This is a genomic window from Pedobacter psychrotolerans, assembly GCF_004340665.1.
GTDB lineage: Bacteria > Bacteroidota > Bacteroidia > Sphingobacteriales > Sphingobacteriaceae > Pedobacter > Pedobacter psychrotolerans.
The window spans coordinates 99331-123952 of sequence record NZ_SLWO01000005.1 but is presented as its reverse complement, the minus strand read 5'-3'; the positions used below and the strand labels follow the sequence as shown (position 1 = coordinate 123952).

General features: G+C 38.3%; 18 protein-coding genes and 2 tRNA genes. 14 read left to right on the top strand and 6 right to left on the bottom strand.

Going from position 1 to position 24622, the window contains the following annotated elements:
* The first annotated feature begins 8 nt into the window (after positions 1 to 8).
* The 3 genes from recO to EV200_RS13670 all read left to right on the top strand — a co-directional run bounded on the left by recO (position 9) and on the right by EV200_RS13670 (position 999).
* Positions 9 to 734, top strand: a complete 726-nt coding sequence (recO, locus tag EV200_RS13680) for a DNA repair protein RecO (RefSeq protein ID WP_132533545.1) — start codon at positions 9 to 11, stop codon at positions 732 to 734.
* Positions 735 to 797: 63 nt separating this feature from the next.
* Positions 798 to 872: transfer RNA gene (locus EV200_RS13675), tRNA-Val, on the top strand.
* A gap of 52 nt (positions 873 to 924) precedes the next feature.
* Positions 925 to 999: transfer RNA gene (locus EV200_RS13670), tRNA-Val, on the top strand.
* A 132-nt stretch (positions 1000 to 1131) separates the two neighbouring features.
* On the opposite strand, the gene EV200_RS13665 is transcribed toward EV200_RS13670, so the two are convergent.
* The 4 genes from EV200_RS13665 to EV200_RS13650 form a co-directional block, all read right to left on the bottom strand.
* Positions 1132 to 1533: a DUF1634 domain-containing protein gene (locus EV200_RS13665; RefSeq protein WP_132533543.1), complete on the bottom strand. Its 402-nt coding sequence runs from the start codon at positions 1531 to 1533 to the stop codon at positions 1132 to 1134.
* Between the two features lie 11 nt (positions 1534 to 1544).
* On the bottom strand, positions 1545 to 2378 hold the full coding sequence (locus EV200_RS13660) for a sulfite exporter TauE/SafE family protein (RefSeq protein WP_132533541.1): 834 nt from the start codon (positions 2376 to 2378) through the stop codon (positions 1545 to 1547).
* 11 nt (positions 2379 to 2389) lie between these two features.
* Entirely contained in the window at positions 2390 to 3049 is a 660-nt protein-coding gene (locus tag EV200_RS13655) for a FadR/GntR family transcriptional regulator (protein ID WP_132533539.1), read from the bottom strand.
* 125 nt (positions 3050 to 3174) lie between these two features.
* Positions 3175 to 3927, bottom strand: coding sequence for a response regulator transcription factor (locus tag EV200_RS13650; protein WP_132533537.1), 753 nt, complete (start codon positions 3925 to 3927; stop codon positions 3175 to 3177).
* A 164-nt stretch (positions 3928 to 4091) separates the two neighbouring features.
* Here EV200_RS13650 and EV200_RS13645 point away from each other — a divergent pair, with 164 nt between their 5' ends.
* Positions 4092 to 4736, top strand: coding sequence for a DUF1349 domain-containing protein (locus tag EV200_RS13645; protein WP_132533535.1), 645 nt, complete (start codon positions 4092 to 4094; stop codon positions 4734 to 4736).
* A 128-nt stretch (positions 4737 to 4864) separates the two neighbouring features.
* Here EV200_RS13645 and dinB read toward each other — a convergent pair whose 3' ends face one another.
* Together dinB and EV200_RS13635 are read right to left on the bottom strand one after the other, a co-directional pair.
* A complete protein-coding gene (dinB, locus tag EV200_RS13640; RefSeq protein WP_132533532.1) occupies positions 4865 to 5965 on the bottom strand; it encodes a DNA polymerase IV in 1101 nt (366 codons plus the stop codon).
* A gap of 176 nt (positions 5966 to 6141) precedes the next feature.
* Complete coding sequence (locus EV200_RS13635; RefSeq protein WP_132533530.1) at positions 6142 to 6501, bottom strand: response regulator; 360 nt, start codon at positions 6499 to 6501, stop codon at positions 6142 to 6144.
* 315 nt (positions 6502 to 6816) lie between these two features.
* Here EV200_RS13635 and EV200_RS13630 point away from each other — a divergent pair, with 315 nt between their 5' ends.
* The 10 genes from EV200_RS13630 (at position 6817) to EV200_RS13585 (ending at position 24562) form a co-directional block, all read left to right on the top strand.
* Positions 6817 to 7842 carry a LacI family DNA-binding transcriptional regulator gene (locus EV200_RS13630; protein WP_132533528.1) on the top strand — a complete coding sequence of 342 codons (1026 nt, stop codon included), beginning with the start codon at positions 6817 to 6819 and terminating at the stop codon, positions 7840 to 7842.
* Positions 7843 to 8262: 420 nt separating this feature from the next.
* Positions 8263 to 11244: a SusC/RagA family TonB-linked outer membrane protein gene (locus EV200_RS13625; protein ID WP_132533526.1), complete on the top strand. Its 2982-nt coding sequence runs from the start codon at positions 8263 to 8265 to the stop codon at positions 11242 to 11244.
* Positions 11245 to 11262: 18 nt separating this feature from the next.
* Entirely contained in the window at positions 11263 to 12852 is a 1590-nt protein-coding gene (locus tag EV200_RS13620; protein WP_132533524.1) for a RagB/SusD family nutrient uptake outer membrane protein, read from the top strand.
* Between the two features lie 19 nt (positions 12853 to 12871).
* Positions 12872 to 13885 (top strand): SusE domain-containing protein, encoded by a 1014-nt coding sequence (locus EV200_RS13615; RefSeq protein ID WP_132533522.1) that lies wholly within the window; start codon positions 12872 to 12874, stop codon positions 13883 to 13885.
* A gap of 61 nt (positions 13886 to 13946) precedes the next feature.
* Positions 13947 to 15857: a glycoside hydrolase family 13 protein gene (locus tag EV200_RS13610; RefSeq protein ID WP_132533520.1), complete on the top strand. Its 1911-nt coding sequence runs from the start codon at positions 13947 to 13949 to the stop codon at positions 15855 to 15857.
* Positions 15858 to 15982: 125 nt separating this feature from the next.
* Positions 15983 to 16669 carry a beta-phosphoglucomutase gene (gene pgmB / locus EV200_RS13605; protein ID WP_132533518.1) on the top strand — a complete coding sequence of 229 codons (687 nt, stop codon included), beginning with the start codon at positions 15983 to 15985 and terminating at the stop codon, positions 16667 to 16669.
* Between the two features lie 120 nt (positions 16670 to 16789).
* Positions 16790 to 19108, top strand: coding sequence for a glycoside hydrolase family 65 protein (locus EV200_RS13600; RefSeq protein WP_132533516.1), 2319 nt, complete (start codon positions 16790 to 16792; stop codon positions 19106 to 19108).
* Between the two features lie 158 nt (positions 19109 to 19266).
* Positions 19267 to 20946 carry an alpha-amylase family glycosyl hydrolase gene (locus EV200_RS13595; protein WP_229676832.1) on the top strand — a complete coding sequence of 560 codons (1680 nt, stop codon included), beginning with the start codon at positions 19267 to 19269 and terminating at the stop codon, positions 20944 to 20946.
* 216 nt (positions 20947 to 21162) lie between these two features.
* Positions 21163 to 22530, top strand: coding sequence for an MFS transporter (locus tag EV200_RS13590; RefSeq protein WP_132533512.1), 1368 nt, complete (start codon positions 21163 to 21165; stop codon positions 22528 to 22530).
* Between the two features lie 472 nt (positions 22531 to 23002).
* Entirely contained in the window at positions 23003 to 24562 is a 1560-nt protein-coding gene (locus EV200_RS13585) for a S10 family peptidase (RefSeq protein WP_132533510.1), read from the top strand.
* Positions 24563 to 24622 lie beyond the last annotated feature (60 nt).

The window sequence follows — 24622 nt, the reverse complement described above, 5'->3', positions numbered from 1 at the left end:
TCCGTAAGATGTTGCACAAAGTGAGGGGTATAGTTTTAAAAACCACTAATTATAGTGAAACCAGTGTAATTGTACAGGTTCTTACTGATAAATTTGGAATGCAATCATACTTGATCAACGGTGTGAAAAAGCCAAAGGCGAAGATTAAGATGAATATGCTTCAGTCGTTACATCTTTTAGATATGGTGGTTTATCATAAAGCAAATACTAATATTCAGCGCATTTCTGAGCTTCGGCAAACCCCGGTGTTTAAAACCATTCCTTACGATATTGTTAAAACCAGCATTGTTATCTTTTTAAACGAAGTACTTTATAAGAGTATCAGGCAACAATCAGCAGATGAAAGTCTTTTCGATTATCTTTTTAATTCAATTGCCTGGTTTGATGAAGTGGAAGAAACTAATCCAAACTTCCATTTATCATTTTTGTTGAAGCTGACCAGATTTTTAGGCTTTTCTCCAAATGAGAAAAAACGAAATGATCAGGTTTATTTTGATTTGCAGGAAGGTGAATTTGTTTCTCGTTTGCCCATTCACTCAAATTATCTTCAGCTCGAGGATGCACAAAGCTTTATTTCTTTATTTAATACCCCTTTGGAAAAAATTTCTGAATTAAAAATGAGTAATGTCCGAAGGAGGTTTCTTCTTGATAAGATATTGGTTTTCTATACCTTACATACTGCGTCATTTGGTGAAGTGCAATCGCATAAAATTTTAGAAACATTGTTAAGCTGAAAAAAAACAAAAAAGATTTGCGAAACAAGATTATAGCGCTATATTTGCATTCCCAAAAGGAAAGGGAAATTAGCTCAGCTGGTTCAGAGCACCTCGTTTACACCGAGGGGGTCGGGGGTTCGAACCCCTCATTTCCCACACAACTTTCAAGGATTTGAAAGATTATTAATAACAAAAACTTTTAACAAAAGGGAAATTAGCTCAGCTGGTTCAGAGCACCTCGTTTACACCGAGGGGGTCGGGGGTTCGAACCCCTCATTTCCCACACTAAGCCTTTCAGGAAACTGAGAGGCTTTTTATTTTCTTATTAGACTGAGGAAGTATTTCCTTCGTACTGGCTTAATAAACCTCGTAAGTCGATTATTAACTTCATCAGTTTCAATGGGGTTTTTAAATTCTAAATATTTAGCCCACCAAATGTACTGGCTAAAATAATGCTTAATACAATTAAGGTGATACAAACATAAAGCCTATCTCTTTCGATAGCAAAGGCAACCAATGAAAATAATATCCTGAAAATTGGTGTCAGAATTAATAACAATACACCAAATTGGATAATGCCTGCAGGTTTTGCTGTAAACAAGCCCTTAAAAATTCCATCAAAAGTGATTAGGCTTGATTCTTCTCCTTTAAAAATATGATAATCTGGTCTGGCTAAGCCGCCGTATGTTTTAAGGTAAAGTGTACCTCCAGCCAATACCACAATACTGGCTATGATCACGCCGGTTCTTAATAACTTTCCGACGGTTTTCTCCACATCTCTTTCGTGCAATGATGCTGGTTCTATTTTCTGATTCATTTTTCCTTCGATTAAAAATTATGTTGTAATCCGTTGTATATCATTTCAAGTGCTACAAAAGTGATGGCGATACAAAAGATCCATCTCAGTGTTGTCGGATTGATTTTAGTTAATAGTTTTGCTCCGGTAAATGCGCCACCCAATACGCCCAGTACCACGGGAAAGGCAATGCCCGGATCCATATAGCCACGTTGCAGATATACCACAGCACTGGCCGCAGCCGTAACGCCAATCATGAAATTACTGGTTGTTGTGCTCACTTTGAAAGGTATTTTCATCGTAGTATCCATGGCCAAAACCTTCAAAGCACCAGATCCTATACCCAATAGCCCAGACATTACGCCTGCAAGTGTCATAATAGAAAAGCCACCTCCTATATTCTTTAATTTGTAATTAACTACTCCGTTAGGGGTAGGATAGCTATTATCAAGCTTCAGTCGGGCAGACCACTTGCTTCCTTCCGTTAAAGCTTCCTGATTTTTCTTTCTTAATGTCATGGCTGCAGAAAAAAGTAGCACGGCACCGAATAGAATGGCTATAGTATTCGTTGGAGTGTACACCGCAATTAGTGCACCTATTACCGCACCAACAGTTGTGGCAATTTCGAGGAACATTCCCAGTCTGATGTTGGTCATTCCTTCTTTAATGTAAGCACTTGCAGCACCAGAAGAATTTGCGATGGAAGCTAGTAAAGCAGCACCAATGGCGTAACGGATATCTACGTGAAAAACAAGGGTTAATAAAGGGATCACAACAACTCCGCCTCCTAAGCCAGTTAATGATCCGACAAGACCAGCGAGGTAAGCGCCTAAAATGAGTATAATGGTGAAAGTTACAATTGACATTTTTTGAATATTTAATGATTGTTATTTAATATGTATGTGATGGTGGATAGAGCCTGATCCATATTTTGTTCCTTTATGGCAGTCAGAAGTGTTTCATGTAAATGGTGGCTCATGGCAAATTGAGTGATTCCGGAAGGCTCACGTCGGGTAAAAAAGTCGCGAATGATGCTGGTAAAACTTTTGTATAAATCGAAGAGTACTTTATTTCCTGATGCTTCAGCAATTCTGGTGTGGAATTCCAGATCAGCTGTAATACATGCTTCATGATTTCCTTCAACAATAGCCGCTTTTCGATGGTTTAGGGCATTTTCCATTAAAGACAGGTGCTGATCATTTCTGTTCTTCACCGCCAATGTTACCATTTCCTTTTCTAACAGACTTCTTACATAATTTATTTCCTGGAAATCAGAATTTTTTAGGCGTTCCTCGATAGGTTCATTGGAAATGTCATTTACAATTGTCCCGTAACCTTGCCTAACGGTAAGTACGCCTGCCTGACTTAAAGATTTGATGGCTTCTCTGATGGTTGAACGACCGACGCCATAACTTACCATTAAATCTGGTTCTGATGGAATCTTCGATCCAACTTCAAATTTGCCATCAATGATATCTGCTCTGATGGCTGCGGAAATTTTCTGAGATAAACTTTTTTGGCTTGTAGCGGAATTCATGATGCAAACGTATGATGTATGATTTAAACATCATACGTTTAGTTGTCATTTTTATGTTAAATGAAATATATCAAAGATTCTACATTTAATATATGCTGTTGTTTAGTGCTATGCATATTCACTTTTTATACCAGTCCCATGGTTTCAGCCATTCTACAAGCTTCCATCGCATTACTCACATTCAGCTTTTGAAATATATTTTGTCTGTGGCGATTGATGGTATTGATGCTTAGCGCCAGCTTATCCGCAATCTCTTTGCTTCTTCGTCCACGTTTAATTAACTGTAAAACCTCTTTTTCCCTTGTGGAGAGCAGCACGCTAAACTGCACTTCATTCTGTTCAATAATTTTACCACTTTTATTATTGATTATTATGCCCTGTGGAACCTCAAATTCCGGATGGTCATAAATCATGTGGTAGAGGCACAGTGCCAACCAGATACTGCCATCATCCGAACTGGAGATATATAATAAACGATGCCGGACTAACACGTATTTACTCTCCCTGTTTTTAATTCTAAGTTTGGTGATGACCTCATAATCCATTCGTTCTTCAGCAGGTGTGTGATGAAGATGTTTGAAAAACTGAAATTCAAGCCTGTATTTTTTCTGTAAATCTTCTGGATGTACCTTGCATAATAATTGATCTTCCCAAATGGATTTGATTTCCTGATCCTGTTCAGAGAGTCCAAGCTGACTAGCTAAAGCGCCGTAGTAAAGGAAGCTTTTCCTGGCTTTAATGTCACTTAAAACTGCAATACAGTTTTCAAACTGACTATACATCTGGGCAATACGCTTCGCGTTATCCAGTTTTTCATCAGGATTTTGGATCGTTTCAAAAGATTGAGACAAGAGTTTAATATCTAGCAGATCTCGCATTTAACTAAAAATTGATGGTTATTTATGACCATTGAAATTGGCTGAAGCGTTAAATAACTTTGCGAACTTACTCATTTGGATGGTGATTGAGCAAATGGATTAAATGTTTCAATTGCTTACACGCTCTAAATAGGTGATCACCATAAATTAATCAATCATATTAAATGAAAAGAATTCTTTTGGCAATAGGTATTTTATGCGGTCTGAACGAAGTAAAGGCGCAAAGTTTAGAAAAAATGCAGTGGTTTAATGAACCAGATAAATGGGAAGTTAAGAACAATGCCTTAACCATGCAGGTTACACCAAACAGCGATTACTGGCGTATTTCTCATTATGGCTTTACTGTTGATGATGCGCCATTTTATTATGCTACCTATGGTGGCGAATTCGAAGCAAAGGTAAAACTCACCGGGGACTATAAAGCCCGATTCGATCAAATGGGGTTGATGATCCGGATAGATCATCAAAATTATATCAAAACAGGGGTGGAGTTTGTAGATGGAAAATTTAACATCAGCACAGTAGTTACGCATGATAAAAGCGATTGGAGTGTGCTTCCGTTAGAAAAAGTGCCGCCATTTATCTGGATTAAAGTGGTACGCCGACTTGATGCAGTAGAGATTTTTTACTCTTTGGATGATAAAAATTACATCATGACCCGAAATGCACCTTTACAAGATAATACACCTGTAATGATAGGTTTAATGGCTGCCAGTCCGGATGGGAATGGCTTTGAGGCAAAATTCGAAAATTTTAAAGTGAAACATTTGCCAGATCAGCGCAGACTGGAATGGTTGAAAACACATTAAAGATAAGATTTAATTAATCTTTTACTTTTGATTTAAGGCTTATTTAAAGAAAAAATTGACGCTCTCAATTTTTTTCTTTGTCAAGCTGTTACCAAAAATAAGTTGATTAAGTGTTATGCCAGTGCAGATCAGAAATCAAATTCAAGTTGATTGCTTTCAGTTTCTTCTGGTGGCATTTCTTCATAAAAACGAGATAAGGTAATGCCAAGTAGACGAACTTTCGCCGTGCCTAATTGAGCTTCTTCTAATAGTTTTACGGCTTCCTGAAACATTTGTTCAGCCTGATTAAATGGTGTTGAAAATGAACGGCTTCTGGTAATTTGTTTAAAATCTTCAAATTTAATTTTCAGGGTAATGGTTTTACCTTTTAACTGATGTTTCTCTAACCTGGCGGCTACCGTTTCACTAATCTGTTTTAATAAATCATGAAGTGTTGCCAGGTCGTTGGTGTCTTCAGATAAGGTATCTTCTGCACCAACAGATTTTGTTTCCCGGTGCGATTGAACAGGTCGATGATCCAGTCCACGCACAATTTTATAATAAAATTTGCCTGACTTTCCAAACTGTGCAATAAGTTGCGATTCGCTTAGGTTTTTCAAATCTGCACCCGTGTTAATTTGCATGGCCTTCATTTTTGCAGCTGTAACTTTACCAACACCAAAAAACTTTTCTACCGGAAGTTTCTCCATAAAAGCCTTAATTTTTGAAGGACCGATAAAAGTCAAGCCATCAGGTTTGTTCATATCTGATGCCACTTTAGCCACGAATTTATTGATGGAAACGCCCGCAGATGCGGTAAGGTTCAATTCATTCTTAATGGCATCTTTAATTGATTTTGCGATATCAATTGCCGAACCGATGCCAAGTTTATCTTCCGTAACATCTAAATAAGCCTCATCAAGTGAAAGCGGCTCAATGATATCCGTATAGCGGCTGAATATTTCTCTGATAGCCTTTGATACCGCTGCATAGGCATCAAACCGAGGATATACAAATATGGCTGTGGGGCAAAGTTGATATGCTTTGCTGCAAGACATGGCAGAACGAATGCCATACTGCCGAGCTTCATAACTGGCTGTGGCAACCACGCCACGGCTATCTGGCTTGCCACCAACCACAAGTGGTTTTCCTCTGTATTCCGGAAAATCACGTTGTTCTACCGACGCATAGAAGGCATCCATGTCAATATGAATAATCTTTCTTAAAGTGCTTTCAGGCTGATCGGACATTTATGGGATGATGGCTTTCAGCGTTTTGTTCTAAAAGACAGCTGTTAAATTTCGAAAAATTATCATGATATCAAATGATCAATATCTTTCTTTACAAAAGATTAACCTTGATGATTTAATACAGTAGAATAAGCTTTATAATAACTAATGATTTTAAAAGTAATTTTGAAGAAAGGCTAATTTAAAAGCTCCTTAACCTTATTCAATAAGGCATCCATCTCAAAAGGCTTCTCCATAAAATCATTCGCACCGGCATCCAATGCAGATTGTCTGATATCCCGGCTAGCTGAAATCATTAAAATAGGAATTTGTTGATATTGAAGATCACCCTTTAGTAATTTACAAATGTCGCGACCATCATGTCCACTCATCCAGATGTCGAGCAAAATTAAATCAGGTTTATTTTTAACGGCATCAACCACTGCGCCACCATCATAAGTGAATTCAACATCATAGCCCATTACCTCCAATATCATCGTTATTGCATCCACAATCCCTTCATCATCATCGGCGATGAGTATTTTCTTAATTCCCATTTAGTGTAGATTTTGTCTTATTAGTTAGTGTTTATTGGTGAAAAGCAAATATCATAAATTCTCTAATAGTATTAATGTATAAAGCTTGTTTTTTGTTTTAAAAAATTAGATTATTTATTTATGCACTTTTAGCGATGTTTAAGGGTATTAATTGCCTGTTACCTAAATACAATAAGGTGATGTATTAAAGAAACTTGATCCAAAATACAGCCTAAAAATATCCTCTTTATAAGCGAACGATAAGGAAGAAAATTAAAAAGTGATTTTATAATCTATATTTACAGCAAAATTTATCAATCTAGCGTCTAGAGCCAAATGGATCATATTAATATCAAGAAATTAGCAGAAGCCTTAAATTTATCAACTTCTACAATTTCACGGGCTTTTAGAGATAACAGCGATATTAATGGAGCAACCAAAGAACGGATTCTCGCCAAGGCCAAAGAATTAAATTATCAGCCTAACCACTATGCCAGTAATTTAAGGGAACAAAAAAGCAAAACCATTGCGGTGATTGTTCCTGAGCTGGCCAATAACTATTTTTCACAAGCGATACATGGTATTGAGCGTGTAGCCCGGGCAAATGGTTATCACATCCTTATTTACGTAACCGATGATGATTATCATAAAGAGGTAACCTTTATTAAGCATTTGCATAATGGCCGGGCTGATGGTATTATTATGTCTGTTTCCGGAGAAGCCAACGACCACAATTACCTGAATGAGTTTGGTACGAAACGCCTGCCTCTAGTGTTTTTTGATAGAATTTACGAAGACATTGCCACACCAAGGGTAGTTACGAATGACTACAAGAGCAGTTTTTTAGCAACAGAGCACTTGATAGCACAAGGTTGCCAACGGATTGCCTATCTGGTGGTAAACAAAAGTTTATCCATTGGTAAAACGCGGATGCAGGGCTATCTAGATGCTTTAGCCAAACACCAAATAGATTTTGAAGAGCAATTGATTGTGGATTGTACCAATAGTTATGATGAAAACAGCATCATTATTAAGAACGCATTAACTGATTTAAAGCCAGATGGTGTTTTTACATCTGTTGAACGCCTGGCTTTTGCCACCTATTACGCCTGTTATGATTTAGAAATCAGCATTCCTGATGACTTAAAAGTAATTAGTTTTTCCAGCCTGGAAATTGCACCACTGTTAAATCCATCACTGACTACCATTACACAACCTGCAGCAGAAATTGGTGATGAAGCGGCGAAGTTATTATTCAAAATTCTGGATTGTGAGCAAGATAAAAACTTCTTAAATGAAGTGGTTTTGGAGTCTGAGATAATCATCAGAAATTCTACGGTAAATCAGCTAAAAAAAGCCTGAAAATCGCCTTCTTTTGAAGGTCAAAAAAGTTAAAAAAAATCTTCACTTAGTGTAAAATAAGCAGAATTCTGATCAAATTTCGGGAACGTTCCCGAAAACACCATGGATTTCGTTCTTCATTTTTCGGGAACGTTCCCGAAAAATAGGCCGAAATAGGCTTAGTGTAAAAAATACACTTTAAATATTGTTTTTACATTTTTAACTAATTGATTGTAAGTGTTTTATTTTTTATAATCCATTTTTTATAATTTTTTATTTTCAGAAAAAGTTAAGGAAACAATCATTTTAAATCCGCTTTATTTTCACCTCAAATATATTTTTTAAATAAATTTTGAAATCTCATTCTGCGCTGTAAATTAGGCCTGTGTGTAAATCACTATAATATTTAACCAAATTTTTATACTTAAACGAGCTTCGAATATGAGAGTATTTTACCTGTTAAAACAGGGGCTTTTGGTGCTGTTAGTTTTTTCAGCATTAATCGTAAAAGCACAATCCGGATCAATTTCCGGAAAAGTGCTTGATGAAACCGGTCTGCCATTACCTGGTGCTTCTGTGGTTGTAAAAGGTACCACCAGAAGTACATCAACAGATGGTTCCGGAAATTTCAAACTTGCAGGTTTATCGAATGGTTCGGTAACCTTATCTGCCAGTTTTATTGGCTACCAAACACTTGATAAAGCAGTAAGCGTTACCGGAAATGCAACAGTTAACTTTCAACTGGTGCCCGATGCACAGAAACTGAATGAGGTAGTGGTGATCGGCTACGGTACTGCTGAAAAGAAAAACTTAACGGGTTCTATTACTACGGTAAGTGCAAAAGATTTCCAGAAAGGTACCATTACTAATCCCGAACAGTTAATTCAAGGGAAAGTAGCTGGTGTTAACATTATTTCTGGTGGCGGTGCCCCTGGTTCAGGAAGTCAGATCCGTATCCGTGGTGGCGCATCTTTGAATGCAAGCAACGACCCACTTATTGTGGTAGACGGTGTTCCTTTCAGTGGAAATAGTATTGGTAACGCACCAAGTCCGCTATCTTTAATTAACCCGAATGACATTGAAACCTTTACGGTATTAAAAGATGCCAATGCAACTGCCATTTATGGATCAAGAGCATCAAATGGTGTCATCTTAATCACCACCAAGAAAGGTGCCTCAGGTGCGCCGGTAATTAATTTCAGTACCAATAATTCTATTGCTACGGTAGCTAAAAAAGTAGATGTGTTTTCTGCAGATCAGGTTCGTGCTTATGTAAATGCAAATGGAACGGCTGCTCAGAAAGCATTGCTTGGTACGGCCAGCACTGATTGGCAGGATGAAATTTATCAGAATGCCTTCTCTACAGATAATAACTTAAGCATTGCCGGATCGTTTAAAGGTGTTCCTTACCGTGTTTCGGCAGGGTATCTGGATCAGGATGGTGTGGTCATTACCGGAAAACTAAAAAGGGCAACTGGCGGATTTACTTTATCGCCGCGTTTGTTTAAAGATCATTTAAAAATTGATTTAAGTTTAAAAGGTACGCTAAGCAACTCTCAATATCCAAATGATGCAGCCATTCAAAATGCCATTCAATTTGACCCGACTCAGCCAGTTTACGCTGATAATAAATTCGGTGGTTATTACGAGTGGATTTCAGGAACCGGAGCAGCAGCTGTTCCCAACCCGAATGCACCACGTAATCCGGTTGCTTTAATCAGACAGCAAAATAATCAAGGTGATGTGGCCAGAAGTTTTGGTAATGCCAGGTTTGATTATTCATTTCACTTCTTGCCAGAATTACATGCAAATCTAAACTTAGGTTATGATGTTTCTAAAGGATCTGGCTCTACTGCTGTACCCATTTATGCAGCGCAACGTGCCTCAACCAATGGTTATTACGAAAGCAGACAAAATACAGGTTCTGATAAATTTTCCGAATTCTATTTAAATTATGCTAAAACTGTAGAAAGCATTAAAAGTAGATTTGATGTAACAGCAGGTTATGGTTATTACGATAATGCTACAACCACTTATAATTTTCCAACATACAGAGGAACAGGTGAAATATTAACCACTCCAGTATTTGCCAATTCGGTAGAAAGACAAAAATTGCTTTCTTATTACGGTAGATTTGTGTACACCCTTGCCGATAAATACATCCTTTCAGGTACCATGCGTGCAGATGCATCTTCCAGATTTTCGGAAGCTAACCGTTGGGGATATTTCCCTTCAGCTGGCTTTACCTGGAGAATTATTGGAGAGAATTTCTTAAAGGATAGCAAAGTGGTATCTGATTTGAAACTGAGATTAAGTTATGGTGAAACCGGAAACAAAGACGGTGAAACGATTGGTAACTACAATTATCTTTCCAGATACTATGCCAATACCAATCAAGGTCAATATCAGGTTGGAAATGACTATTATAATTATTATAGCCCTGCCGGATACGATCCGGACATGAAATGGGAAACCACAAGCACTTATAATGCAGGCTTGGATTACGGTTTCTTAAAGGGAAGATTGTATGGAAGTGTTGATGTTTATTATAAAAAAACAAAAGATTTATTAAGTACGATTAACATCCCTGTAGGTACGAATTTTAGCAATTTACTGACGACTAACGTAGGGAATATGGAAGTAAAAGGTGCTGAAGCCAGCTTAAATTTTGTTGCTATCCAGAAAGAAAATGTAACCTGGGAGTTTGGGGTAAATGCAGCTTACAACAAAAGAAAAATCACCAATTTAACCTTAAATCCTGATGCAGGATCTAAAGTTGGTGCTGGTGACATTACTGGCGGTACGGGAAATACATTAAAGTGGAATGCCGTTAACCAGATTCCAAGTGCATTCTTTGTTTACAAACAAGTGTATAATGCAAACGGAATGCCTTTGGAAGGAATTTACGAAGATTTAAATGGTGATGGTATCATTAATACCAACGATCAATATTTCTACAAATCACCAGATCCAAACTTTACTTTTGGTTTTAATACTTCATTTACGTATAAAAAATGGACAGCCACCACGGTGCTGAGGGCAAGTATTGGTAACTATGTTTATGATAATATCTCCTCAAACTTTGGCATCAGGAATAACATCTTAAGTACCCAAGGAATTTTAAATAATGCAGGTGTAGATTTGTATAACACCAATTTCTCCGGAAGTTCTGGTATCCAGTATTTGAGTGATTATTTTATCAAAAATGCATCCTTCCTGAAAATGGATAACGTTGGCCTATCTTATAATTTGGGTAAACTTTCTAGAAACAGCAATACCACCATGCGAATTTCAGCGAACGTGCAGAATGTATTTATTGTATCTAATTATAAAGGTTTAGATCCTGAATTATCTACAGGTATTGATTTCAATTTATATCCAAGACCTAGAACCTATACTTTGGGTTTAAATGTTGGTTTTTAATATCAAAGAAACATAAAAATGAAAAATTCATTTAAAATCATATTAGCATCAGGGTTATTGCTTTTATCCTTAAATTCCTGCAAAAAGGAGGATTTAAATTTAAAGCCAACCAATGATGTTACCGCCGATGATGTGTACGCCACTCCGGCCGGATATAAAAATAGCTTAGTCAAATTATATGCAACCTATGCCCTAACCAGTCCTTCAGGTTCTGATAACAGCGACGTTGGTGGATTAAATGCTGGTTTTGCAGATTTCTTCAGGTTATTCTGGACTTCGCAAGAACTGACTACCGATGAGGCCATTTGCGCCTGGGGTGATGTAGGGATTCCGGAATTAAACTACAGCATACCGAGTAATGATAATCAGTTTTTAAGAGGTTTATATTCCAGAAGTTTATTGCAGATTACTTTCTGTAACGAATTTTTAAGAGAAAGTACACCGGAGAAACTGGCCAGTCGTAACATTACAGGTGCAGATGCTACTGCAATTACCAGGTATCGTGCTGAAGCTCGTTTTTTACGTGCTTTTCAATATTGGGTATTGTTAGATGCCTTTGGTAATCCACCTTTCGTAACCGAAGATGACAATATTGGTAAAGTAGCGCCTAAACAAATTCAACGGGCAGCTTTATTCAGCTATGTTGAATCTGAGTTGAAAGCCATAGAAGGCGATTTAGCAGATGCGCGCACAAACGATTATGGACGTGCAGATAAAGGTGCAGACTGGGCATTATTGGCAAGATTATATTTAAATGCACAGGTTTATACTGGCACAGCAAAATATACTGAAGCCATTACCTATTCCAGTAAAGTAATTGCATCAAGCTATTTTTTGAAAGATAACTACATGGATTTATTTAAAGCGGATAATGATAAAAACAATACAGAGAATATCTTAACCATTAATTACGATGGCGTTAACGGAACAAATTATGGAGGTACCACTTTCTTAATCAATGCGGCCATTAACGCAGATATGCTGCCTGCAACTTACGGTGTTCCAAACGGTGGATGGAGCGGTAACAGAACCCGTCAGAATTTACCTGCGCTATTTCCTGATGTCAATGGAACTGCTGATAAACGTGGTGTTTTCTTCGGGACAAAAAATACAATTGATGACGTGGGTACTTTTACCGATGGTTTGCGTGTAACGAAATTCAAAAATGTCACCTCAGGAGGAACAACCCCTGCATCTTTAAATGGCGTGTTCAGTTCCATGGATTTTGCTTTATTCCGTTTAGCAGAGCAATATTTAATTTATGGTGAGGCTGTTGCCCGTGGTGGTTCAGGCGGGAGCGCAGCACAGGCTTTAACTTACGTAAATGCATTGCGTTTCAGGGCTTATGGAAATACATCAGGTAATGTGAGTGCTGCGGCGCTGACAACTGATTTTTATCTGGATGAACGTGGACGTGAATTATATTGGGAAGGACATCGCCGTACAGATTTAGTGCGGTTTGGAAAATATGCAGGTTCAACCTATTTGTGGCCATATAAAGGTGGTGTGAAAGCTGGTGCATCTATTCCGGCATACCGCAATATTTTCGCCCTTCCAACAGCCGATTTAATTGCCAATCCAAATCTGGTTCAAAACACAGGTTATTAATCTTAATTTTCAATAAGATATGAAATCAAAATTATTCAAATCCCTGGCGTTAGGCTTAATGGTCTTATCGCTATGGTCTTGCAAAAAGGAGGAAACACAAACCGTTTCCAACATTACGCCTGCAGGAACGTTAACGGCTTCGTCAACCAACCTGAATTTAGTGCAATCAAATGGTACACAAGCGGCCCTTACTTTAAGTTTTCCGCTTTCAACGGTTACAGGTTACGTTGTTCCAGTCACTTCAACCTTACAATTTGATTTAAAAGGAAAAAACTTTAGTACACCCACAGAAATTGTATTAACCACAGGCTCATACGCACCAACGGTTTCACAATTCAATAGCATGATTTTGGCTTTAGGTGGTGTAGTAGGTACACCTGCACAAGTAGAGGTGAGGCTAAAATCTGGTGCAGCTGTGAATGATATCACATATTCTAATGTAGTTACTTTAAATGCAACACCTTACCTGGCTTCAGCATGGATTTATTTACCTGGTGCTTATCAAGGTTGGGAACCAACTACTGCTGATAGTTTAGTGTCTTTATCAAGCAATGGTATTTACACCGGAATGATTGCCTTTACGGCTGATAACCTCGCTTTCAAAATTACGCCTGCTAAGAAATGGGATGGTGCTTATGGTGATGCAGGATCAGGAAATATCAGCACCTCTGGTGGCGACCTGATCTCTCCTGATGCCCTTGTAAAACAGGTAACAGTAGATTTAAATAAAAAGACCATTGCCTTCGGTACACCAAACGAATGGTCGATTATTGGTGACGCTACGCCAGGCGGCTGGACGACAGATACGGATATGAAAGTAACCAATGATGGTAAAGCAAACTTTTACACCATTAAAACCAACTTAACGGTAGGTGCATTAAAATTCAGATTCCAGCATGACTGGGCGACTAATTTGGGTGGGGCACTTGGAACCTTAACCACTGGTGGAGATAACATTGCCATTACTGCTGCCGGCACTTATACCATCACGTTAGATGTTGCGGCTAAGAAAGCAACCTTAGTGAAAAACTAATTTTAAACATATACCCAGAAGAACATGGTTCTTCTGGGATTTTATCTTTTATATTTTCAGCATGATCAAACTCGAAACTCCATCATCTTTTTCTATAGCTCATCCTCATTCATTATATTTTGCTGGAATAAAGAAAACATTTATCACACTGCTCATTCTTTTTTGCGGCATTAATTTATCTGCTCAAAAATTGGAACGTATTGAACCCATGTTCTGGTTTACAGGCATGCACAATCCGGCATTACAACTTATTGTACATGGTGAAAACATTGCATCAAGTACGGTATCGTTAACTTATCCTGGCGTAAAGCTGGTGAAGGTTAATAAAGTGGAGAATCCAAATTACCTGTTTTTAGATTTAACCATTGCCTCAACGGCTAAGGCCGGAAAATTTCCAATTAACTTTACAGTTAACGGAAAAAAATTATTGAACTACACCTATGAATTAAAAAATCGCGATAAGAGTGAAGGAAGAATTCAAGGAGTAACACAAAAAGATTTTATTTACTTATTGATGCCAGATCGTTTCTCGAATGGTGATAAAAGTAACGACGTGGTAAAGGGATTAACTGAAACCACACTCAATCGCGATAGCATGTACTACCGCCATGGTGGCGATCTTCAGGGTGTGATCAATCACCTGGATTACCTGAAAGATTTAGGCATCACCACCGTTTGGATGACTCCAGAGATTGAAAATGACATGCCAAAGGCTTCTTATCACGGTTATGCGGTAACCGATCATTATAAAATAGACCCTCGTTACGGAACAAACGAATTATTTAAGAAATATGTAGAAACTGCTCATGCGAAAGGCATGAAAGTGATTAAAGATATTGTACACAACCATATTGGAACCGGACATTGGTTTTATAAAGATTTACCCATGAAAAGCTGGGTACACCAATGGCCAAAATACACACAAACAAGCTATCGCGATCAAACAGTAATGGATACGCATGCTTCACAAGCAGACCGGAAAAAAATGCTGGATGGTTGGTTTGTGCCTTCTATGCCCGATTTGGATGAGCAAAATCCTTACGTGCAAAATTATTTAACCCAAAACCACATCTGGTGGATTGAATATGCAGGCATTGATGGATTACGTTTAGATACTTATCCTTACAACGATCCGGCATACATGGCCGATTGGGCGTTGAAGTTGAAAGCGGAATTCCCAAATTTGTCCATCTTCGGTGAAACGTTTGTGAGCGGCGTGGCTAATCAGGCTTACTTTACTCAAGGGAATACTGTAAACCGTGGTTTTAATACCCATTTGCCTGGTATTACCGACATGGCAGTGAAAGAGGGGATTTACGAAGCATTAAATGGTAAAAATGGCTGGACAGATGGTGTGAATCGTTTGTATGATGTGATTGCCCATGATTTCCTATATCAAGACCCGACTCAAAACTGTATCGCTTTAGATAACCACGATATGAGTCGTTTTTATTCTGTTGTGAATGAAGATTTTGATAAATATAAAATGGGAATGTCCATTTTGCTAACCATGCGTGGCATTCCTCAAATGTATTATGGTACCGAAATTCTAATGAAAAATTTTTCTAATCCAGATGGATTGGTTCGTTCTGATTTTCCTGGCGGATGGATTGGAGATAAAAAGGATAAGTTCATCGCAAAAGGTAGAACAAGCAAAGAAAACGAAGCATTTAATTTTGTTAAAACTTTAGCCAATTATCGTAAAAACAGCGTCTCTTTACAAACAGGAAAATTAATGCAATTTGTACCAGAAGATGATGTTTATGTTTATTTTCGTTACAATGAAAATGCAAAAGGAACCGTAATGGTGGCGGTGAACAATACTGAAAAAGAAAAGACATTGAACACTGATCGCTTTGCGGAAAGAACAAATGGAATAACGATTGCGAAGAATGTGATTTCAGGCGAAAGTCAATCCATTAAAGAAATTAAAGTACCTGCAAAGACAACGCTGGTTTTAGAATTAAACTAAGAAAGCTTAAAGACTAAAGCATAAAGAAAAAGTAGAAAGATTATGTACAATGCAGGTAAAGCACCCTGTCTGGATACTTGATACTAATTGCTTAATACTTACTACTCAATACCAAAAACAACACAATGCAAGAAGAACTCCAAACCTCAAACGCTATACCACAAACTCCAATTAAAGCCTGTCTCTTTGATCTTGATGGCGTATTGGTAGATACCGCAGTTTACCACTATCAGGCCTGGAAGCGTTTGGCCAATACCATGGGTTTTGATTTTACAGAAGAACAAAATGAGCAATTAAAAGGCGTGAGCAGAGTAGAAAGCTTAAATAAAATTTTAGCCTGGGGTGGCGTAGAAAAAACCGACGTAGAAAAGGAAGAACTGGCCACATTAAAAAACAGCTGGTATGTAGAGATGATCACTAAGATGACACCTGCAGAAGTACTTCCAGGAACAGTTGGTTTTTTAACTGAAATTCATCAAGCAGGTTATAAACTGGCACTCGGTTCAGCCAGTAAAAATTCAGGAATCATTTTAGAACGTACCCACCTGGCTCATTTCTTTGATGAAATTGTAGATGGAAATATGGTTACTAAATCTAAACCAGACCCAGAGGTTTTTCTTAAAGGTGCAGAGCTGTTAGGTTTCAAACCAGAAGAATGCGTGGTTTTTGAAGATGCTGTAGCCGGTGTGGAAGCCGCAAAACGAGGTGGAATGAAAGCCATCGGTATAGGCGAAAAAAGTGTACTTACCCAGGCAGATGTGGTGGTAAGTGGATTAGACAAATTAACGGTTAAAGATTTAGAGAACTTATAGGTTAAGTCCTGCCGTCATTGCGAGGCACGAAGCAATCTAATAAAAAAATCAAATCAGTTGCGGGTATGAACACTCTGAAAGGAGATTGCTTCGTACCTCGTAATGATGAAAGCATAAAAGATGAAGAATTACATTAAAGCACACGAGTGGAACATTATCGAAGAAGGCTTTGATCCACATTTAAATAAAATTTCAGAAAGCATTTTCAGTTTAGGTAACGGCCGGATGGGCCAACGTGCTAACTTTGAAGAAACGTATTCTGGCGAAACTTTACTGGGCAATTATGTCGCTGGTGTTTATTATCCGGATAAAACCCGTGTAGGTTGGTGGAAAAATGGCTATCCGGAATATTTCGCCAAAGTGTTGAATGCTGCCAACTGGGTAGGTATTGAAGTAAAGCTGGATGATGAAATTTTAGATCTGGCGACTGCTGAGGTAAGCGATTTCAAACGGGTGTTGAACATGCACGCGGGTGTGTTAGAGCGGAGTTTCACAGCAAAATTAAAAAGTGGTAAATCAGTAAAGGTTAAGGCTACCCGTTTTTGCAGCATCGCTGATGATGAAGTTGGTGCCATCCGTTATAGCATTACTTCTGTTGATTTTGATGGAAAACTAAATTTAATGCCCTTCATTGATGGCGATATTAAAAATCAGGACAGTAACTATGACGAAAAATTCTGGGAACTGGTTGCTGATGAAATTACCGGAACAGAAGCCTACATCAAACTAAAAACTAAGAAAACGGAGTTCGAAGTTTGTACCGGAAGTCATATTGAATTATATAAAAACGGAGAACAGGTAGCGATAAATCCAGACGCTGTTCGCAAAGAAAAGTTCGTCGGGCAAACTTTATCGGTAGATATCAAGGCAAACGAAGAAATCACTTTGGTTAAAATCGCTGCGAATCTATCTTCTGAAAATTACACAAAAGAATCTCTTTTAAAAGAAGCTAAAGCGGTTATTGCTCAAGCAACAGCGAAAGGTTTTGATACTTTACTAAAAGAACAAACTGAAGCCTGGGCGACCAAATGGGAAGAAAGCGACATCATTATTGAGGGCGACGTTTCTGCTCAACAAGCTATTCGTTTCAATATTTTCCAGTTGTTTCAAACTTATACTGGTAAAGATGATAGGTTAAATATTGGTCCAAAGGGCTTTACCGGCGAGAAATACGGAGGTTCCACCTATTGGGACACGGAAGCCTATTGCGTACCGTTTTATCTGGCAACCGCACCACAAGAGGTAAGTAAAAATTTATTGATTTATCGCCATAAACAATTGGGTAAAGCGATAGAAAATGCAGCAAAACTTGGCTTCAAAGATGGAGCTGCACTTTATCCAATGGTGACCATGAATGGTGAAGAATGTCATAACGAATGGGAAATTACCTTTGAAGAAATCCACCGAAATGGTGCCATTGCTTTTGCGATTTACAACTACATCCGTTACACCGGTGACGAAAGTTATTTGGCTGATTTCGGTTTGGAAGTATTAATCGGCATTGCCCGTTTTTGGAAACAACGTGTAAACTGGAGCAGCGATAAACAGCAGTATGTGATGCTTGGGGTTACCGGTCCGAATGAATACGAAAATAATGTAAACAACAACTGGTATACGAACCTACTGGCTACATGGTGTATGAAATATGCCACCGAAGCTGCGGAAATGGTAAAAATACAACAACCAGAAAAATATAAAAACCTGCTCGAAAGCTTAAATTTTAATGATCAGGAATTTGCAGATTGGGCAGATATCATCGAAAAAATGTACTATCCGGAAGATCAGGAAAAAGGAATTTTTCTGCAACAGGATGGTTATTTAGATAAGGAACAAATTTTAGTAAAGGATCTTCCCGCTAGTGAAAGACCCATTAACCAGAAATGGAGCTGGGATAGAATTTTACGCTCGCCTTTTATTAAACAAGCTGATGTTTTGCAGGGATTGTATTTCTTTGAGGAGAATTATGATTTGGAAACGATTAGAAGAAACTTCGATTTCTACGAGCCACGTACCGTTCATGAAAGTTCTCTATCGCCTTGCGTACACAGTATTTTAGCTGCAAAATTAAATGATGAAGCCCGTGCATATGAATTTTATTTGCGTACAGCCCGGTTAGATTTAGATGATTACAACAACGATACCGAGGATGGCTTGCACATCACTTCAATGGCTGGAACCTGGATGAGTGTGGTTGAAGGCTTTGCCGGAATGCGGGTTCGTAAAGGTAAATTGCATTTCAGTCCGTTTTTGCCAACGCAATGGAAAGCATTCTCTTTTACCATCGGTTTCAGAGGGGCTACTTTAAAAATCAACATCACTGAAAACGGAATCAATATCAAAAATAACAATGCTGTTGATTTAGAAATCGGAATCAAAGGCCAATATCATAAACTGGCAGGTAATGCTGAAATAGTGGTAAATAACGCGGAGTTGGTATGATTGTAGAGGTAAAATGTAAGAAGGAAAATCGCAACCTTTCAATGCTTCGTCATTGCGAGGAGAAACAACGAAGCAATCTCACTTCGAAGGTTTTTGTATTTGCATTTTTCCTTTTATTTATTTCATCATCATCCTTTGCACAACAAAAACAAATCAGTATGAACGATAAACAAATCGTTATCTATCAGTTATTGCCTCGTTTATTCGGAAATAAAAATACAGCCAACATCCCTTATGGCACTATTGAACAAAATGGTTCTGGTAAATTCAATGATATTACCGATCAAGCGCTGGATGGAATTAAAGAACTCCATGCCAATTATGTTTGGTATACAGGTGCCATTGCCCATGCCAGTTTAACAGATTATACTGCTTACGGAATTCCTGTAGATGATGCAGATGTAGTGAAAGGCCGGGCAGGTTCACCCTATGCGATTCGTGATTATTATGATGTAAATCCAGATTTGGCCGTAAACGTTAAAAACCGGATGCAGGAATTTGAAGCATTAGTTAAGCGAACACATACTAAAAACCTGAAAGTAATTATTGATTTTATTCCCAATCATGTAGCAAGGAGTTACCATTCTGGTGCCAAGCCACAAAATATAATTGATTTTGGAGCAGAAGATGATGTCACCAAAAGCTTTAGCCCGAAAAATGATTTTTATTATATCCCCAATCAGCCTTTTATGGTGCCAACCAACGGAATAAAAACGCCACTTTCTGCTTTGCAGGATGGAAAGTTTAATGAAGTCCCAGCAAAGGCAACCGGAAATAACGTTTTTTCTGCTTCCCCAAAGTATGACGACTGGTATGAAACCATCAAACTAAATTATGGGATAGATTATCAAAATGGCGAAAAACAATATTTTGATCCGATTCCTCCTGTTTGGACGAAAATGCGGGATATCCTGATTTTCTGGACTAAAAAGGGTGTGGATGGATTTCGTTGCGATATGGCTGAAATGGTGCCCATTGCTTTCTGGAACTGGGTAATTCCTCAAGTGAAAAAAGTTAATCCAGATTTAATTTTTCTTGGTGAAGCTTATAATCCGCAAGTGTACAAACAATACCTGGAAGATGGTAAATTTGATTACCTATATGATAAAGTAGGCTTGTACGATGGATTAAAAAAACTAATTAAGAACGAACCAAATGCAGATGTAAAGGATATCCGTCAGGTATGGCAGGTAGAAAGTGCTGGTTTTGGCAAACACATGTTGCGCTTTTTAGAAAACCATGATGAGGAAAGAATTGCTTCTGCAGGATTTGCAGGCAAGGCCGAACTGGCTTTACCTGCAATGGTGGTTTCTGCTACTTTAGGTGCCGGGCCAGTAATGCTTTATTTCGGTCAGGAAGTAGGTGAGCCTGGAAAAGGTGCTGAAGGATATGGTGGTGATGATAACCGCACAACTATTTTTGATTACTGGGGTGTTCCTAATCACCAGAAATGGATGAATAATGGTGCTTTTGATGGTAAAAAATTAAACGAAGATCAAAAGCATTTACGTGCATATTATCAACAGCTTTTAAAAGTAACAACAGCTAGTGATGCCATTTTAAATGGGGATATTTATGATGTTCCGCAAACTGGAAACATGAATAACCGAATGTACGCCTTTATCCGTTATTCAGGTAAGCAACGTTTGCTTGTTGTTGCCAATTTCGACAGAACACAAACTTTGGAAGCCAATATTGAAATCCCTGATCAGATTCTGAAAGTTAAAAATTCATCTCCCGTTACAGATTTATTAACGGATAGAAAATTAAACATTCCTGCAGGAACCAGTATTCCGGTTAAACTCGGACCGGTATCGGCACAGGTGATAGAATTTTAAAAAGGATTAACCACAGAGTACACAAAGAAAAAGCACAGAGCAAGCAGAGAAGTTTTAAAATGTCAATGTCTTTTGTGTAAAAACTCGGTGTGCTATGTGGTAAAAAACAGAACCAAATAACAATGAGCTTATAGAGGAAATGAACAGTTAGCAAAAAGAAACTTTGTGTCCTCCGTGAAAAACTCTATGCCCTCAGTGGTAAAATAACGAAAAACAATGAGCTTAAAAACAATTTTCGAGAACCCGAAATTAACCCTCGTACAGATCATCAACATGAGTGTGGGTTTTTTTGGCATCCAATTCGGTTGGGATTTACAGCGTGCCAATATGGGCCGTATTTACGAAAACCTGGGTGCCAATCCAGATCAGGTTCCCTTATTGTTTTTAGCCGCACCCCTAACCGGACTTTTAGTGCAGCCCATTATCGGCTATTTAAGTGACCATACCTGGCATCCAAAGTGGGGTAGGAGAAGACCTTATTTTATGATTGGTGCAATTGTAAGTAGCATTGCGCTAATCTTTATGCCACATAGTAGTGTGCTCTGGATGGCGGCAGGATTGCTTTGGGTTTTAGACGTTTTTGGAAATATTGCCATGGAACCCTTTCGTGCCTTTGTTACGGACAAATTGCCTGATAGCCAGGTAAACCGCGGTTTTATCATGCAAAGTATGATGATTGGTTTAGGTGGAAGTGTGGCTTCAGCTTTACCATGGCTAATGAACAACGTATTTCATTTACAAAATACAGCGGCTAAAGGTAGCATTCCTGAAAATGTAAGATTCTCCTTTTATATAGGTGCTTTTTTCTTTTTTGCGGCCGTATTGTGGACGGTTTTTACCACCAAAGAATATCCTCCACAGGAAGAAGATTCTAGTAAAAAAAACACTAACGGATTTAGTGATGGTGTGAATGAAATTTTTAGTGCGTTGAGAAATATGCCGAAACGAATGCAGATTGTATCCTTAGTTCAGTTTTTTACCTGGCCAGGATTATTTCTGATGTGGTTTTATTACACCACTGCTGTTGCCGTAAATGTTTTTGGTGGTAAAGATGCTGCAGATCCCATCTATGCCCAAGGTGCCGATTTTGGAAGTTTAACTTTAGCCTATTATAGCGTAATCACATTTCTTTTTGCTTTAGTTCTGCCTAAAATTGCCGATGCTTTAGGAAGAAAAACTACGCATGCTATATGTTTAATCTGCGGTGCCATTGGATTAATTAGTGTGGCCTGGGTACATGATAAAAATATGTTGTATCTCTGCATGACGGGTGTTGGCATTGCCTGGGCCAGTATTCTTTCTATGCCTTACGCCATGTTGAGCGGTTCACTGCCAAAAGATAAAATTGGCATTTACATGGGCATTTTCAACTTCTTTATTGTGCTACCAGAAATTATAGCTTCATTAGGCTTTGGCTGGTTAATGAGAAATGTATTGAATAACGATAGACTCTTAGCAGTTCAATTGGGTGGTGGTTTGATGATTCTGGCCGCTATAATCTGTTATTTATTTATTAGAGAACCTAAAAAATCAGATGATGTTTTGACAGCAAAATTAGGTGTTGAAGAAAATAGGTCTGTTTAGAGATTATCTTAATGCGATCGCTATAGCAAACGCTGTCAAGCCGAAGCATGAGGCATCTGCAAGCTATGAAAGCTAGAGCTATCAATTATCGAATAACATAACATCCCAGGTTGTTACTATTTCATCTTATCATAGCAGGACGGGCTTTTTTCTTTTGACACCAAAAGAAAGAAACTTTCGCAAAAGATCCTGAATCAAGTTCAGGAGGACGTACGATTTGAATTATTAAAGGATCACAGCATATTATAGACCTTATCAAGCTTTTATAGCGATCGCTAACTCCCCTCCTTTTTTCAAGGAGGGGTGCCTGAAAGGCGGGGTGGTTAATTTGCGCTATTTATTTCAACCGCACGGGTTTGATCCGCTTGTTATGAACCCGCCGTTTCCGTCATTCCATTTTTCAGTAACATTTCTACTGTGATTTTTGAATAATAAAGCTTTAGTTGGATATTTATAATCCAAACTAAACTACATGAAATTTAAACTTTTACTCACCACTTTTTTGTTTACCGGAATGGTTGTTTTTGCGCAACAACCACAAAAGAAAACAGCTGCAAAAGAAACAACCACCACCACACAAGTTACCGTTAAAGATGAAGCTAAAACTGCAGCAAATGAACGGACCATCAAGGTAGAAAGTGCTGTAGTTACCAATCATACTGTTAATATAGCGGGCAAATCCGTTCCTTATAAAGCCACAACCGGCACTTTACCGGTGTGGGATGAAGATGGAAAACCAATTGCTGGCTTGTTTTACACTTATTATGAGCGAAGTGATGTTTCCAATCGAGATAAAAGACCATTGGTTATTTCCTTTAACGGAGGACCAGGTTCTGCATCAGTTTGGATGCACATCGCGTATACTGGTCCGGTAGTTTTAAATATTGATGATGAGGGCTATCCGGTACAACCTTATGGTTATAAAGAAAATCCATACTCTATTCTTGATGTTGCTGACGTTGTTTATGTCGACCCTGTAAATACAGGTTATTCACGAGCAATAAGCAAAGATATACCTAAAGAAAAGTTTTTTGGCGTTCGGGCAGATATCAAATATTTAGCTGAGTGGATAAACACTTTCGTAACCAGAAATAACCGCTGGGCATCACCAAAATTTTTAATAGGAGAAAGCTACGGTACAACACGTGTTTCAGGCCTGGCTTTAGAACTTCAAAATAACCAATGGATGTACCTAAATGGGGTGGTTTTGGTTTCTCCAACAGAATTGGGGATTGAAAGAGGTGGACCCGTTGATGCGGCATTGCGTTTACCTTACTTCGCAGCTACGGCCTGGTACCATAAAGTATTGCCTACAGATTTACAATCGAAAGATTTAACGGCGATGTTGCCAGAGGTAGAAATGTTTACCATTAACGAACTCATGCCGGCAATTGCGCAGGGAGGAATGTTAGCCCCAGATAAAAGAAAAGTAATAGCCGCTAAAATGGCCCGATATTCAGGCTTGTCAGAAAAGGTAATTTTAGATTATAACCTTAATGTTCCTACTGATTTCTTCTGGAAAGAATTAATGCGGGATAAAGGTTTTACGGTAGGGCGCTTAGATTCCCGATACCGTGGTATCGATAAAATGAGTGCAGGTGAGGGGCCTGATTACAATGCGGAGCTTACTTCGTGGCTACATTCCTTTACACCAGCTATTAATATGTACATCCGCAATGAACTCAATTATAAAACCGATTTAAAGTATAATATGTTCGGCTCGGTTTATCCTTGGGATAAAACCGGCGACCAAACAGGTGATAATCTCCGCCAGGCCATGGCACAAAATCCATTTCTTCACTTATTGGTTCAGTCGGGCTATTATGATGGAGCCTGCGATTATTTTAATGCAAAATATAGTATGTGGCAATTAGATGCTGCCGGGAAATTAAAAGATAGAATATTTTGGGAAGGTTACCGTAGCGGCCATATGATGTATTTGCGTAAAGATGATCTCAAAACTGCAAATAACCACATTAGGCAATTTATTCAGAATGCTTTGCCAAAAGTGGGAGAGGCAGCTAAGTTTTAACAGCATGATTAACGCTTTAAAAAACATTGTAAAAAAACTGTTGGCTGCAAACTAAAAATA